We start from the raw sequence: 14,307 nt of genomic DNA, 5'->3' as shown, positions 1-14,307 counted from the left end.
CTTCATGCTAGATGTGCGCCGCCTGCGGGTGCTGCTCGCGGTGGCCGACCACGGCGGCATCGCCGCCGCCGCACGAGCTCTGACGTTCACCCCGCCCGCGGTGTCGCAGCACATCGCCGCCCTGGAGCGGCAGGTTGGCATGCTTCTGGTCGACCGCAGCGGGCGTACCGCCCGGCTGACCGCCGCTGGGGATCGGCTGGCCGGTCACGCGCGTCATGTCTTGGCGGATCTGGAGGCTGCAGAGGCCGACCTGGCCTCTCTCGACGGGGACCTCCGCGGGACGCTCGTTGTGGGCGCCATCGCCACGCTGGGCCGGACGCTGCTGCCCGCCACGCTGACCGCGCTGCGCACCACGGCGCCCGAGGTGGATCTGCGCCTGGAGGAGTGCGAACCTGAAGACGGTCTTCCTGCCCTGATGCGCGGCGAGCTCGATGTGGTGCTGGCCGGTGAGTACGGCCTGACGCCGCAACGGCCGCAGGCGCACATCGACCGCATCGACCTGTTCGCCGAGCCACTGATGATCGCGGTAGCGCGCGATCATCCCCTCCAGGGGCCCGAGGTTGAGCTGGCGCACCTGCGTGACGAGCGCTGGATCGCCCCGGCCGCGGGGAGTTCCTGCGAGACGATGCTGCGGCGTAGCTGCGCCCTGGCCGGGTTCGAGCCGCACGTCGTGGCGCACAGCGGCGACTTCGCGGTGGCCGCCGCCCTGGCCGGTGCGGGTCATGGCATCACGCTCCTGCCTGCCATCGCCACGTCTCCCAGGCTGGGGGACGCCGCCGGTGTCAGACTTCTCGGTGTCCACCAGCCGGGCATGCACCGCACGCTCTATGCCGCCATCCGCCAGGGCGCTCGCCGGCATCCCCTGGTCGGCTGTGTCCTGGACGCCTTGACGACCAGCGCGGATACGCTGCCCCGCACCTGGTAGCGAAGCCTCGACGGTCCCGCCGAACGGCACGGACCGGGGTCGCCGCCGGTGGCGCGGGGGCTGTCAGATCGGCGGTCGTCGCCGATCACCGGCCGATCCCCGGCCATTCGGTAGCCAGGACGGCCCAGAGCTGCTTGTCGTAACGCACGCCCTCGTACGGCCAGGACTCGCGTCGCACTCCCTCCAGCGTCATGCCGAGCCGCCGGGCCACCGCTGAGCTGCGGTCGTTGTCGGCCCGGCAGTGCCACTCCGCCCGGTGCAGCCCTCGGGACGTGAACGCCCAGTCGAGCAGCGCGCCACACGCCTGGGTGATCAGACCGTGGCCCTCGGCGGACGGCTCCAGCCAGCAGCCGATCTCGCACGAGCCGGCAGCGGCATCGAAGGCCGTGAACATCACCCCGCCGACCAGCAGCTCATCCCGCCAGATGCCGTACAGGCGGGCGCCGTCGGCGGCCTGGCGCTCGGCGTACCGCTTGAGCGTGGCCCGCGCCCCGTCCACGTCGTCGGTGACGAACGCGGAGCCGACCCAGGGACGGATGTGCTCGCGGGCTCGGTCCAGATGATCGGCGAAGGCCTCGCCGTGCCAGACCTCCAGCGGCCCGAGACGAGCACCGTCGCGCAGCGGCAGCGAGAACATGAGAAGCCCTCCATTCACTTGAAAATTCGTTACTGTGCTCGCGCCGGTCATCGTTCGGCCGATGGGGCGGATCCCGGTTCGAGCAGGAGAGCCTTGAGGTCGACGTCGGACGGGCTCACCACATCGGACAGGACGAGAAGGGTCGTGGTGCGTCCGATGCCGGTAAGGCTGTCGATCAGCTCTTCGAGATGGGCCGGGTTCCGGGCGGCCACCTCGATGACGTAGCAGTCGTCGCCGGTGACGTGCACGCAACTGAGCACATGACCGAGGGCGAGCAGCTTCTCGCGCAGCCCGTGAGCGCGGGCGTTGGGCTGGTGGGGACGCAGCCTTACCTGCGCGCGCAGCGGGAGGCCGAGGCGGGCCGGGTCGATCAGGGCCGCGTAGCCGGTGATCACTCCGCCGGCCTCCAGCTTGCGGAGGCGGTCGGCGACGGAGGGCCGGCTGAGACCGACCTCGCGCGCGAGATCGGTCAGGCTCGCGCGGCCGTCATTGGCGAGCCGGGCCAGCAGCGCGAGGTCGGTCGCATCCAGATCGCCCCGTTCTCCCATCTCCATCGCTGTCTTCCTTTCGACGGACGTTAAGCGACACTCTCCTTCTTTCTGAAGGCATCCTAGCAAAGAGTGCTTTGATTAGGAGGATGATGACCCACTATGGTCTTCCTCGTGAAGGACAGCGAATGGGACGTGCAGACGCGGTTGCTGGCCGGCGACCATGCCGTCCGGACGGGGCCGGCGATCCGGCCAGTGGTCTTACCGGTGTACGAGACGGCCTCTTTCGAACTGCCGGGCGTGGCCGAGGCGGCAGCGCTCTACGGTGAGGACGGGCTCGGTGAGGCGTTCACCTACAGCCGCTACGCCAACCCCACCTGTGCCGAGCTGGAGCGGCGGGTCAGCGCCCTGGAAGAGGGCGTTGGCACGGTCGCGACCGCCTCCGGCATGGCCGCGATCGCGCTGAGCGTGCTCAATCTGTGTCAGGCAGGCGACAACCTGGTCTGCTCCTCCGATGTGTACGGCAGCACTCATGCGCTGTTCGCCCACACCCTGCGCCGATGGGGCATCGAGACCCGGTTCGTCGACGGGCGCGATCCGGAGGCGTTCGCGAGCGCCGCGGACTCATGCACTCGTGCGCTGTACGGCGAGACGATGCCGAACCCGTCCCTGCGCACGTTCCCGATCCGGCAGGTCGCCGACGTCGCCGACCGGCTCGGCATACCGCTGATCGTGGACAACACCTGCGCGCCGGTGCTGTGCCGCCCCGGCCGGCATGGTGCCGCCGTGGTGGTCCATTCGGCCACCAAGTACATCGGCGGTCACGGCACCGCCCTCGGCGGGGTCATCGTCGACACGGGCCGCTTCGCCTGGGGTGCCGCCGGCAAGCGGTTGCCGCTGCTCACCGAACCCGATCCCGCCTATCGAGGACAGGTGTGGACCGCGCTCGCCGGCGCCACGAACTCCAGCGCGTACCTGGTACGACTGCGACGGACGCTCATGCGCGACCTCGGGCCCGCTCTCGCGCCCCCGGCGGCGAGCCGGCTGGTGCAGGGCATCCAGACGTTGCCGCTGAGGATGACCCGCCATTGTGACACCGCCGGTCTGATCGCCGCGCACCTGGACGGCCACCCGGCGCTGCGCCGCGTCAACCACCCGTCTTTACACAGCGGTGACGACGCGCGGCGCGCTCGGCGCTATCTCGGCGCCCGGGGCGGGCTCATCGGTCTCGAACTGGCCGGCGGCCACGAGGCGGCCGCCGCGTTCGTGTCACGCCTGCGGATCGTGCGCCACGTGGTCAACCTCGGCGACGTCCGAACCCTGGTCACCCATCCGGCCGGGACCACGCACTCCCAGCTCGGCGCCGAGGAGCTGACCTCGCTCGGCATCTCCCCGGGCTATGTACGGCTGTCGGTCGGACTCGAGGACCCGGCCGACCTGATCCACGACCTCACCCAGGCACTCGACTCCATCACCCTCCCGGAGCAACCATGACCGGCCCCCTGCACACCAAGCCGACGGACACGATGGAGGCAGCACTCGCGTCGCTCCGCCTCCACGGCACGCCCTTCATCAACGGCGTGCGGACCTCCTCCCAGGAAGGCGCCACCTTCGCCGACCACAGCCCGATCGACGGCCGGCTCCTGCTCGAGGTCAGCGCCTGCGACGCCGCGGACGTCGATGTCGCCGTGCGAGCTGCCCGGCGGGCCTTCGACGACGGCCGCTGGCGCGACCAGCCTCCGAGGGCGCGCAAGCGGGTGCTCCTGGCCTGGGCCGATCTCCTGGAGGCACACGCTGAGGAGCTTGCGCTGACCGAGTCGCTGGACGTGGGCAAGCCCATCACCGACGCCCGTACGATCGACGTTCCCGCCGCCGTCAGGACCGTCCGCTGGTACGCCGAGGCGATCGACAAGGTGTACGGCGAGACCGCGCCCACCGGCAGCGACGTACTGGCGACCGTCACTCGCGAGCCCATCGGGGTGGTCGGCTGCGTGACCCCCTGGAACTTCCCCCTGTACATGGCCTGCCTGAAGCTCGCGCCCGCTCTGGCCGCCGGCTGCTCCGTCGTGCTCAAGCCCGCCGAGCAGTCGCCCCTCACCGCGCTGCGCGCCGCCGAACTCGCCGTCGAGGCCGGCCTGCCCTCCGGCGTGCTCAACGTCGTCCCCGGGTTCGGCGAGACCGCCGGGCAGGCCCTCGGCCGTCACCCTGACGTGGACGCGCTGGCCTTCACCGGCTCCACCGAGGTCGGCAAGCTCTTCCTGCGCTACTCCGGCGAGAGCAACATGAAACGGGTCAGCCTCGAATGCGGCGGCAAGACACCGCACATCGTCATGGCGGACGCCCAGGACCTCCAGGCCGTCGCGCGAGCCGTGACGCGGGGGATCTTCCTCAACGCCGGCCAAGTGTGCAACGCCGGCTCTCGCCTCCTGGTCGACCGGCGCGTCAAGCACGAACTGCTCGAACACGTCACCGCCCAGACCGGCGCCATCCGGCTCGGCGACCCCCTCGACCCGGCGACCGAGCTCGGCGCCGTCATCGACCACGACAGCAGGGATCGCATCCTCGCCCGGGTGTGCGAGGCCCAGAACGCCGGCGGCCGCCTCGTGCTCGGCGGCGCCGCCGCCCGTGTGGAGACCGGCGGCGCCTACGTCGAGCCGACCATCGTCGACCAGGTCGGCAACGACACCCGGCTCGCCCAGGAGGAGGTGTTCGGCCCGGTGCTGGCCGTCATCGACTTCGACGGCCCCGACCAGGCGGTCGAGCTCGCCAACGCGTCGGCCTACGGCCTCGCCGCCGCGCTCTGGACGCAGGACATCGACGTGGCGCTCAACGCCGCCCGGCGGCTGCGGAGCGGAACCGTCTGGATCAACAACTTCGACGACAGCGACATCACCACACCCTGGGGCGGGTTCCGGCAGTCCGGCATCGGCCGCGACAAGTCGCTCCACGCGCTCGACAAGTACATGGAGTTGAAGAGCACCTGGATCAGCATCAGACACCAATGACTCCGGTGAGCGGCGGGCCGCCCAAGGCGCCCGCGGATGATCCCCACCTCCTCAAAGGCGTGCCCGTGGTGCTCATGACGGCGCGATGCCGTCTCGTGACCCTCCGTCGCCCTGCGCGGACACCTCACGCGCCACCGGCTCGGTCACCGTGAACAGTCCCGGCCCTTCTTCCTTCGCCCAGCCGCGTTCCACCAGCCGCTTCAGCTTCGAACGTAGCCCTTCCCGCTTGGCCGCCTCATCCGGCAGTCCCATCGCCACCGCGATCTGCCCGGCCCGTATCGCCCGCCCGGCATCGGCCATGATCTCCACCGCGTCTCGGTACGCGCGCGGCAGCACCGCCGTATTCATGCCGGGTTGCCAGTGCGGCACCGTCACCACACCCAGCACCGGCGGTCGTGCCGGCGGCGCGGTGCCGGCCGCGTCGGCGGCCCCGGCCTGTCCATCGGGCTCATCGAGCAGCTGGGCCGCTTCACCCAGGATCTCCTCGACGGTCTCCCGTGTGATCATCAGCCGTGACAAGCAGTCCTGCTCATCCTGCATCTGTGAGGTGAGCGCAGCGATCTGCTCGCCGATCTCCTCGATCCGCCGGCGGACCGCGGCTTCGCGCCGTGCCAGTTCCTCGAGCAACGAGCTCATCGTCACCACCGCCTCACGGGTCTGCACTCACAGTAAAAGGCGGTTCCCGAATCAAACAGTCACGACCATAAAAGACCAGCTCAGACGCTCACTGAGGGAGAGCCACACCCATTCCAAATTGCGGGTCGAAACATGATGCGGGGCGGATTTCACCTTCACCCCCGTCCCGGGCGGTGCAGTTGGACGCGGCCGTTGTGGACGAGCGGCGCGGGGCGGCCAGGTAGATGGACTGCACGATCGGGTTGTCGGCCCTGGCCGCCGAAGGGAACAGCATCGTCGAAAGAAGCAGGCCCACGACACTCGGGACCGTGCGCGGAACGGGTCCCACTGATGCTCTCCCTCCGACGGGGATGTGACGGAGGGCGTGTTCGTGGGTCCTGGGCACGGCGGATGCTCCCAGACGCCGTGCCCAGGACCCGGTTCACACGGTGATCAGCAGGCGAGTTGGTCTGCGTCAGCAGGTCACGCTATTGGCGCTGCAGAGTCAGAAGACCAGGCCGGTAGGGCAGGAGGCCGTAGTCGCCGCCGGAGTTGGGGTTGCGTCCCTGGTAGAGCAACTGCAGATTGCAGGGATCAACGGTCATGGTCTGATCGGGGTTGCTGCGGACCAGTTCGCCGTGGCTGATGTCGTTGGTCCAGGTGGCGCCACTGTTGACCTTGCCGGCGAAGGGATTGCTCTCGGTCGCGGCCTGCGGCGTCCACGAACCGCCCAGACTGGTGGCCGTGAACGAGCGGAAGTAGCGACCCTGCGAGCCGATCGCCTCGACGATCATGAGGTATCGGTTCTGGCTCTGGAGCTTGTAGACCTGAACGGCTTCGAACAGATTGTTCGTCGTGTCGCTCATGACCACCGTCGATGTCGTGCCGAAACTGCCCGGGAAATTCCCGATGGGCATACTGGCCCGGTAGATCTTGCCGTTGTCCCCGGCGAAGAACAGGTACATGTTCGTGCTGTCACCGATGAGCGTCTGGTCGATGGGGCCTGTTCCGGAGCCTGAGATGCTTCCGGAGAAGAGCACCTGCTGCGATGACCACCCATTCGGATTGGTGGGGTCGCTCGACGTCCTGTAGGAGAAAGCGGTCCCACCCCACTGGTAGGCGAGCACCCAGATGTTCCTCGGCGCGAAGTAGAAGAGCGTGGGCGCGACAGTGGCAGAAGACATCGTGTTCTGGCTGGCCGAGGCCATGTCGGACCAGTTGGTGAAGAGGCCGAAGTTCATCGAACCCCACCTCGTCCCCGTGTCGTGCGTCGTCGCGTAGACGAGGTGCCTGCCGTTGTAGGGGGCGGTGGTGAAGTCCTTGAGCGAGACCCACCCCGACTTCGGGGTCGCCAGCGGGCCCGTCGACGTCCAGCGGTACGTCGACGGAAGATCGCACGTACCGGTTGGCGTGGGCGTCGGGCTCGGGTTGCCGCCGCCGACCTGGACGAGCTGCCACTGCTGGTTGTTGCCGCCCCAGTCGTCGTACTGGACGATGTTCGCGCCGTCGGCGGTGGAGGCGCCCTGCACCTCCAGGGCCTTGTTGCTGTGGCGCGAGACGAACCTCACATAGCCGCCCGAGCTGTCGGCCAGCCGCCACTGCTGGTTGGTGCCGTTGCCGTCGGCCCATTGCACGATCGCGCCGCCGTTGGCGGTCGACCAGTTGTAGACGTCGAGCACCTTGCCGGAGTGGCGGGACTTGATGCGGTAGTAGCCGCCTCCGGAGTCGACGAACTGCCACTGCTGCTGGTTCTGGTCGTTCCTGGTCCACTGGGTGATGCGGCCGCCGTCGGCGGTCGAGAGGTTGTAGACGTCCAGGGCCTTGCCGCTGTTGCGGTTGACCAGGACGTACCAGGCGTTGGTGTCGACGGTGGCCGCGTTGGCGGACTGAATCTGAATGGCGACGAACAGGCTCGCCAGTAAGGTGGCCACCGTCGCAAAGACGGCCAGGGATCTGAATCTCACGATGTGCTCCGATTCATCCGACTCGGACGAGTTGCCACTGCTGGTTGGCGCCGTTCCAGTCGTCGTACTGGACGACGTTGGCGCCGTCGGCGGTGGAGGCGCCCTGCACCTCCAGGGCCTTGCTGCTGTGCCGGCTGATGAGGCGGACGTAGCCGCCGCTGTCGGCGACACGCCACTGCTGGTTGGTGCCGTTGCCGTCGGCCCATTGCACGATCGCGCCGCCGTTGGCGGTCGACCAGTTGTAGACGTCGAGCACCTTGCCGGACAGCCGCGACTTCAGCCGGTACCAGCCGCTCTCCGAGCTGACGAACTGCCATTGCTGCTGGTTGCCGTTGTTGCGGGTCCATTGGGTGATCCGGCCGCCGTCGGCGGTGGACAGGTTGTAGACGTCCAGTGCCTTGCCGCTGTTGCGGTTGACCAGCGCGTACCAGGCGTTGGTGTCGATCGGCCCCGGGTTGGATGAGCCGCCGTTGAGTGCGTCGAGGGTGGCGGTGTAGGCGGCCTTCTTGTTGCCCGAGGAGTCGAACAGCAGCGGGTTCTCCCCGACGCGCCAGGAGTCGCTGTCCCGGATGCCCCAGACCGTGATGCCGGTGCAGCGGGAGACCGCCAGGCAGGCGCGCGTCACCGAGGCGTAGATGCCGGCCTGGTTGGAACCGGAGGCGACGTCGAGTTCGGTGATCTGGACGTCGACGCCGAGGTCGGCGAAGCGCTGCAGGTTGGCCTGGTAGTCGCCGGAGAGCGAGGTGCCCAGGTGGGACTGGAAGCCGACACAGTCGATCGGGACGCCGCGCGCCTTGAAGTCGCGGACCATGTTGTAGATGCCGGTGCTCTTGGCGTTGATCCCGTCGGTGTTGTAGTCGTTGTAGCAGAGCTTGGCACCCGGGTCGGCGGCGCGGGCGGCCCGGAAGGCGGCCTCGATCCAGTCGTTGCCGGTGCGCTGGAGGATCGAGTCACGGCGCCCGCCGCTGCCGCCGTCGGCGAAGGCCTCGTTGACGACGTCCCAGGAGTGGATCTTGCCCCGGTAGTAGGTGGCGACCTGCGTGACATGGTTGATCATGGCGCTGCGCAGGGTCGCGCCGGACAGGGTCTGCGCCCAGCCGGGCATCTGTGCGTGCCACAGCAGGGCGTGACCGCGGATCTTCATGCCGCGCCCGATCGCATGGTTCGCGATCCGGTCACCGTTGGTGTAGGTGAAACGGTTCTGGGACGGCTCGGTGGCGTCCCACTTCATCTCGTTCTCGGCGGTGACCGAGTTGAACTCCCGGTTCAGGATGCTCACGTACGTCGAGTCACCGAGTCTGCCGGCGGCCACGGCGGCGCCGAAGTAGCGGCCGCCTCGCTCGGCCGCGGAGGCGCCCAGCGTCGAGGCGGCCTCAGCCGGCCCGGTGAGCGCCACCGACAGGCCGAGGGCGACCACCCCGGCGGTGAGCAGGGAAAGGAGTCGTTTCATGAACGGTTCGCGCCCTTCTGTGTCGACGTGTTGTGCCGGTCGCCCAGTGCGGTCGTCGTGCCATGACCGGACCGAGCACGTGGCACCGGTCAGGGGGTGGTGAGGTCGAAGCGGCGCACGGTCACCGCGCCGCCGAGGGACTGGGTGGCGTGGTTGAAGATCCCGAAGCGGTAGCCCATGAAGAACTGCCAGGCGTTGTTCAAGGTGAAGGCCGGGCCGAGGCTCACGAAGTTGCTGCCGTCGGTGCTGTAGGAGAAGCGGGCCTGCCTGCCGGAACCGGGCCTGATGTCGGCGTTGACCCGCAGCCAGATCCGGCCGCCCGAGATGTTCGCGCTCGCCGCCTCGGTGCCGGTGCCGGTGGTCTGCCACGAGCTGTTCATGGTCAGGCCGTTGGTCATCACGACCCGGTTGACGCCGTTGTCGCGTTTGACGCCGATCCAGGCGGACTGGTCGCGCAGCATCGCCAGCCCGGTGCGGTCGCCGTTGGCCATCTGCGAGTAGTCGAGTTCGATCGTCGCCGTCGACGACGGGCCCTGAATGCGGTGGGTCAGCGTGTTGCGGGCGTTGTAGAGGTCGCCGGTGACGGTCGCCGTCTGCAGGCGCAGGCCGCTGCCAGTGGAGAAGCGGTCGGTGTCGGGGTTGTGGTTCCATTCCCAGCGGTGGCCGAGAGTGCCCGAGGCGAAGGTGTCGGGGCCGATCATGGGCGCCACGGTCCGGCCGGTCTGGATATTCGGCTTCGGGTAGTTGACGCCCCAGCCGCCGTTCACGGTCTGCACGGCCGGCCAGTCGTCGCTCCAGGTGATCGGCGCGAGCGCCGGGACCCGGCCGCCGGGGTAGGCGTCGACGAACGACATGTAGTACCAGTCGCCGCTCTGGGTCTGGACCAGCCCGCCCTGGTGGGGGACGCCGCCGCCGGAGATGGGGCCGGGCATGTCGAGCAGGACCTGGCGCATCTCGTACGGGCCCCACGGCGAGGTGGAGCGGAGCACGTACTGGCCGTTGGCCGGGCGGGTCAGCCAGATGTAGTAGTAGCCGCCTCGTTTGTAGAAGCGGGCGCCCTCCAGGGTGCCGACGCTGCTAGGAGTCTGGAACACCTGCTGGGCGCGCACCTGGCTGAACCCGTCGGCCGAGAGCTGGGCGACGCTGATGGTGCCGTTGCCGTAGGCGACGTACATGGTGTCGTTGGAGTCGATCAGCAGGCCGGCGTCGTAGTAGCAGTTGTTAATCTGCGAGCGCTTGGTCCACGTGCCGTCCACGGCGGAGGCGGTGTAGATGTAGGTCCGGTTGAACTCGACGCAGCCGATCCAGTAGTAGGTGCCGTTGCTGGGCCGGTAGTTCAGGGTCGAGGCCCAGATGCCCTTCACGTACGCCCGGCCGCCGTTGAGGTCGTAGGCGCCCGAGTTGAAGTCGAGCCTCGGGACCGAATGGCCGGCGTACTCCCAGTCGACCAGGTTGTAGGAGCGCAGGATCGGCGCGCCCGGCGAGTAGTGCATCGTCGAGGCCGAGTAGTAGTAGGCGTCGCCGACCCGGATGATGTCGCCGTCGGCGAAGTCCTGCCAGACGACCGGGTTGGTGTAGTTGGCTCTCGGGTCGTTGCCGACCGGGACGAGTTGCCATTGCTGGTTGCCGCCGCCCCAGTCGTCGTACTGGACGATGTTGGCGTTGTCGGTGGTGGAGGCGTTCTGGACTTCCAGGGCCTTGTTGCTGTGGCGGCTGATGAATCTCACGTAGCCGTCGGCGGAGTCGGCCAGGAGCCACTGTTGGTTGGTGCCGTTGCCGTCGGCCCACTGGACGATGGAGCCGCCGTTGGCGGTGGAGAAGTTGTAGACGTCCAGGACCTTGCCGGAATGGCGGGACTTGAGCCGGTAGTAGCCGCCGCCGGAGTCGACGAACTGCCACTGTTGCTGGTTGCCGTTGTTGCGGGTCCATTGGGTGATCCGGCCGCCGTCGGCGGTGGACAGGTTGTAGACGTCCAGCGCCTTGCCGCTGTTGCGGTTCACCAGCACGTACCACGCGTTGGTGTCGACCGTCGCGGCCGACGCCTGGGGCGTGAGAAACAAGCCCACGAGAAGCAGTGATGAGAGAACCGCTAGCACGCGCCTCACAGGAACCTCCAGAGGTTGGAGTCGCGCGGCCGCAGGTAGCCGCCGGTGTCGTCGCCGGGGGTGAAGGGGGACATCCAAGCCTCCTTGACCAGATGAGAGGGTGGCACGAAATCTGTTAGCGCTAACACGCAATTCGGCGGAGCTGCCCAACCTGGTTCGGTAAGTACGTTGTCGCGGAGTACATCCGATGGCCCGATCCGGCGTCAACGAGTGGAGCCCCCGCCGACCTGGGCGTTGCTGCCGGAACGCTGTCCCGCCTGGACATTCGTCCGTAAGGAGATCACGCCGGAGTGCCCGCGCATGTGAAAGTTTCAGAGAAGTCGATCAGTGGCAGCAGGGGAATCGGAAGCCGCGTCGAATTAACTTGCCGCCTCGGAGTCATGGCGATTCCGGTGTCGTGGATGTCAGCCCTACGAATGTTTCTGTCCGATTCCCGCTCCTTGTCTGGTTCACATTCCCAACTCCGCTAGACAGGCTGGGCTATGGCACGGAGAAACCGCAGATTCGGCTCCGGTCGAAGGCCGAATGCACCTGGATACACTCCGGATATGACCTCGACCGGAGAACCCCCCATGGGCGAATCGGCACCGTCAGTACCGCTGACCCTGACTCAGCTGGCCGAACTGGCAGGAGTGTCCACCGCTACGGTCTCCAAGGTCATCAACGGTCGTTCGGAGGTCGGCCCAACGACTCGCGCACTCGTCGAGAGACTCATCGAGGAACACGGTTATCGCCGGCAGCGCCGGCGCATCAAACCGGCAAGCCTCATCGAAGTCGTATTCCATGAGCTTGCCGGAGACTACCCGATAGAGATCGTCAAGGGAGTCCAGCGGGCCGCATGGGCGCATGGCCTGAGCGTTGTGGTCTCCGAGTTCGGTGGCCGACACACTCCCGGGCCCAAATGGATCGGGGAATTGCTCACCCGCCGTCCTGCCGGTGTGATCACCGTGTTCTCGGGGCCGGCGGAGGATCAGCGCATGCGACTGGCAACCGAGGAGATTCCCCTGGTGGTGCTGGATCCTGCGGGTAATCCGGGCATCGGGGTGCCGTCTGTGGCCGCCACGAACTGGAGCGGTGGCCTGGAGGCTACCCGTCACCTGCTCGAACTGGGCCATCGGCGCATTGCGATGATTACCGGGCCTGCATTCGCACTTTCCAGCCGGGCCCGGCTGGACGGTTACCGCGCCGCTCTTGACGCCGCGGGCGTGCCAGTCGACCCCGCTCTCATCCGCCAAGGAAGTTTTCAGATCGAGGACGGGGTAGCCCATACTCATCAACTGATGGAACTATCCGATCCGCCCACCGCTATTTTCGCCGCCAACGACGGGCAGGCCATCGGTGTCTACCATGCGGCCCATGAGCTGCGGCTACACATACCCGATGACCTGAGCGTCATCGGCTTCGACGACATGCCGGTCTGGCGCTGGGCCCAACCGCCGCTCACCACCATCCACCAACCCCTGCGCGAGATGGGCGCCACGGCCGCGACCATGCTGATCAGCTTGGCTGAAGGGGAGTCGCTCAAGCAAAAAAGGGTGGAGTTGGCAACTGAGCTCGTAGTACGCCAGAGTACGGCTGCTTTTCGGCCTGGCCGAGAGCGGACTTGATCTTTGTTGAGTTTCTTCTCGTAGGCTCGATGAATCTATGTCCCGCCGGCGGTACGTCGCGAGTCTCGCGTGGGTGGTGCACCACCCGCGCGAAACCATTCGTTCAGCGTTTTAGAACACGCTGGCCGGCCTGGACCAAGCGACGTTCGGCGTGATGGTCGGCGGTCGGCCCGGCACCGCGGCGTACGCCGTCCCGACGAAGTGGCACTGGAGTTTGCCGCTGACGACCGAGGTGCTGACCAGCGTGCTGTCCAGGTACTTTGCGACCGCGCGCGGCGACGCGAAGATCACGAACTGGGCGACCGTGGCCGGGCAGGTGGGAGCGGCCGCCGCACCGGCGTCGGCTGCTGCAGCCAGTGCGCCGGACGGGGCCATCAACATGCCCCCACGGAGCGCCGCTCCGACAAATAGCGTGGTGGCGATTCTGCGAATTTTGGGCACTCACTCGTCCTTTCGGTTTGACTGCCGGCAGAAATTGCCGAGCGACGACACGTTCGCCGAGTCGGTCTTCCGCGAGGTCGAAGTGGACACCTTCCTGCTCGACCAGGCGCAGGGAGACCCGGCGGTTTGGCTCGACACGCCTGCCAGGACCCGGGTCATCGGCCCGCGCTACGACCGCGAGGACGACGCCGCGTTCAGCCTCTCCGGCTCCGCGTTCCGCACCTGGTTCGACGCGGTCGCGCACACCCGGGCAGATCACGCCCCCACGCCTGGTCTCCAGCAGACTTCACGTTCGCCAACCTGCTCACGACGGCTGCACGCGGCAATCCTGAAGGGAGCCAGCCGTATCCACAGGCGCTCAAGGAACGCATGCAAGATCTCCAAGTACGGCCGGCGGCATGGCTCAGAGCTTGATGCCCTTGATGATGTTCGCCAATTCCGGCACGAGGGGCCGGCTGGCCATCACGGTGACGACGACGCCCTTGCGCTCGACCCAGCCCGCGTACCGGCCATGGCCCAGCGCGCCGTCGCCCACCTGGGTGAGCACCTGACGGCCGCCGATCTTCACGGTCTTCGTATCACCGGAGAACGTCCCGATGTCGAACGGCGCGTTCTTGAGCTGCGCCAGCTCGCTCGCCTTCGGCCAGCACACCACCCTGACCCACAGCGACCGATGTTTGAGGTCCTCGTCGGAGCGGTCATCACGCCACTGGTAGCCGTACTCGGTGATGCCACCGTGCTTGTTGACGCCGACCTCGCCGTACGTAAAGCCCTTCGGGATGTGGTTGACGCGGACCCCCCTGATGGCGGCGGCACCCCTGGGCGGCTTGTCGGTCTTGGTGCCGGACGACCGCTTCGCCTCCGCCTTGGTCGGGACGGGACAGGCCGGGCGCTCCGCCGCCTGGGCGGGGGGCGCCATCAGAGCAGCGGCGACGGGCAGTGCGGACAGGACGGCAAGCTTATGAATCTTGGTCACGCCTGGCTTTGATGCGGCAGATGTGAGGAAAGTTCAGTAGTTTCTGAGCGCGATGTCGATCGCGAACTTGTCCCTTCCGGCGCGGACGCCGCCG

Annotated in this window: 12 protein-coding genes; 4 read left to right on the top strand and 8 right to left on the bottom strand. The window is 67.7% G+C overall.

Annotation, left to right across the window (positions count from 1 at the left end):
* The first annotated feature begins 4 nt into the window (after positions 1-4).
* On the top strand, positions 5-925 hold the full coding sequence (locus V5E28_RS12910) for a LysR family transcriptional regulator (protein WP_336207056.1): 921 nt from the start codon (positions 5-7) through the stop codon (positions 923-925).
* Positions 926-1,010: 85 nt separating this feature from the next.
* Here V5E28_RS12910 and V5E28_RS12905 read toward each other — a convergent pair whose 3' ends face one another.
* Positions 1,011-1,562, bottom strand: a complete 552-nt coding sequence (locus V5E28_RS12905) for a GNAT family N-acetyltransferase (protein WP_336207055.1) — start codon at positions 1,560-1,562, stop codon at positions 1,011-1,013.
* Positions 1,563-1,609: 47 nt separating this feature from the next.
* On the bottom strand, positions 1,610-2,116 hold the full coding sequence (locus tag V5E28_RS12900) for an Lrp/AsnC family transcriptional regulator (RefSeq protein WP_336207054.1): 507 nt from the start codon (positions 2,114-2,116) through the stop codon (positions 1,610-1,612).
* Between the two features lie 108 nt (positions 2,117-2,224).
* Here V5E28_RS12900 and V5E28_RS12895 point away from each other — a divergent pair, with 108 nt between their 5' ends.
* Both V5E28_RS12895 and V5E28_RS12890 read left to right on the top strand, forming a co-directional pair.
* Complete coding sequence (locus V5E28_RS12895) at positions 2,225-3,544, top strand: O-acetylhomoserine aminocarboxypropyltransferase/cysteine synthase family protein (RefSeq protein WP_336207053.1); 1,320 nt, start codon at positions 2,225-2,227, stop codon at positions 3,542-3,544.
* On the top strand, positions 3,541-5,055 hold the full coding sequence (locus V5E28_RS12890) for an aldehyde dehydrogenase (protein WP_336207052.1): 1,515 nt from the start codon (positions 3,541-3,543) through the stop codon (positions 5,053-5,055). Before V5E28_RS12895 ends, V5E28_RS12890 begins: the two co-directional genes overlap by 4 nt.
* A 72-nt stretch (positions 5,056-5,127) precedes the next feature.
* Here the strand turns inward: V5E28_RS12890 and V5E28_RS12885 are convergent, their stop codons facing one another.
* The 4 genes from V5E28_RS12885 to V5E28_RS12870 all read right to left on the bottom strand — a co-directional run bounded on the left by V5E28_RS12885 (position 5,128) and on the right by V5E28_RS12870 (position 11,150).
* Positions 5,128-5,691, bottom strand: coding sequence for a hypothetical protein (locus V5E28_RS12885; RefSeq protein WP_336207051.1), 564 nt, complete (start codon positions 5,689-5,691; stop codon positions 5,128-5,130).
* 467 nt (positions 5,692-6,158) lie between these two features.
* Positions 6,159-7,601 carry a non-reducing end alpha-L-arabinofuranosidase family hydrolase gene (locus V5E28_RS12880; protein ID WP_336207127.1) on the bottom strand — a complete coding sequence of 481 codons (1,443 nt, stop codon included), beginning with the start codon at positions 7,599-7,601 and terminating at the stop codon, positions 6,159-6,161.
* Positions 7,602-7,647: 46 nt separating this feature from the next.
* Positions 7,648-9,084 (bottom strand): endo-1,4-beta-xylanase, encoded by a 1,437-nt coding sequence (locus tag V5E28_RS12875; RefSeq protein WP_336207050.1) that lies wholly within the window; start codon positions 9,082-9,084, stop codon positions 7,648-7,650.
* Between the two features lie 89 nt (positions 9,085-9,173).
* Positions 9,174-11,150 (bottom strand): family 43 glycosylhydrolase, encoded by a 1,977-nt coding sequence (locus tag V5E28_RS12870; protein WP_336207049.1) that lies wholly within the window; start codon positions 11,148-11,150, stop codon positions 9,174-9,176.
* Positions 11,151-11,737: 587 nt separating this feature from the next.
* Between V5E28_RS12870 and V5E28_RS12865 the strand changes: the two genes are divergently transcribed.
* Complete coding sequence (locus V5E28_RS12865) at positions 11,738-12,796, top strand: LacI family DNA-binding transcriptional regulator (protein WP_336207048.1); 1,059 nt, start codon at positions 11,738-11,740, stop codon at positions 12,794-12,796.
* Positions 12,797-12,907: 111 nt separating this feature from the next.
* On the opposite strand, the gene V5E28_RS12860 is transcribed toward V5E28_RS12865, so the two are convergent.
* Entirely contained in the window at positions 12,908-13,177 is a 270-nt protein-coding gene (locus V5E28_RS12860; RefSeq protein ID WP_336207047.1) for a hypothetical protein, read from the bottom strand.
* A 463-nt stretch (positions 13,178-13,640) separates the two neighbouring features.
* Entirely contained in the window at positions 13,641-14,213 is a 573-nt protein-coding gene (locus V5E28_RS12855) for a hypothetical protein (RefSeq protein ID WP_336207046.1), read from the bottom strand.
* Between the last annotated feature and the right edge of the window lie 94 nt (positions 14,214-14,307).

Source organism: Nonomuraea sp. LPB2021202275-12-8, from assembly GCF_037044575.1.
Classification (GTDB): domain Bacteria; phylum Actinomycetota; class Actinomycetes; order Streptosporangiales; family Streptosporangiaceae; genus Nonomuraea.
Note: the sequence above shows the minus strand (reverse complement) of the source record. Positions and strands in the feature narration are given on the sequence as shown.

What these genes read in the sequence shown, in the direction of transcription:
- V5E28_RS12910 (WP_336207056.1), top strand. Translation starts at nt 5, where the DNA reads ATGCTAGATGTGCGCCGCCTGCGGGTGCTGCTCGCGGTGGCCGACCAC.
- V5E28_RS12905 (WP_336207055.1), bottom strand. Translation starts at nt 1,562, where the DNA reads ATGTTCTCGCTGCCGCTGCGCGACGGTGCTCGTCTCGGGCCGCTGGAG.
- V5E28_RS12900 (WP_336207054.1), bottom strand. Translation starts at nt 2,116, where the DNA reads ATGGAGATGGGAGAACGGGGCGATCTGGATGCGACCGACCTCGCGCTG.
- V5E28_RS12890 (WP_336207052.1), top strand. Translation starts at nt 3,541, where the DNA reads ATGACCGGCCCCCTGCACACCAAGCCGACGGACACGATGGAGGCAGCA.
- V5E28_RS12885 (WP_336207051.1), bottom strand. Translation starts at nt 5,691, where the DNA reads ATGAGCTCGTTGCTCGAGGAACTGGCACGGCGCGAAGCCGCGGTCCGC.
- V5E28_RS12875 (WP_336207050.1), bottom strand. Translation starts at nt 9,084, where the DNA reads ATGAAACGACTCCTTTCCCTGCTCACCGCCGGGGTGGTCGCCCTCGGC.
- V5E28_RS12865 (WP_336207048.1), top strand. Translation starts at nt 11,738, where the DNA reads ATGACCTCGACCGGAGAACCCCCCATGGGCGAATCGGCACCGTCAGTA.
- V5E28_RS12860 (WP_336207047.1), bottom strand. Translation starts at nt 13,177, where the DNA reads ATGTTGATGGCCCCGTCCGGCGCACTGGCTGCAGCAGCCGACGCCGGT.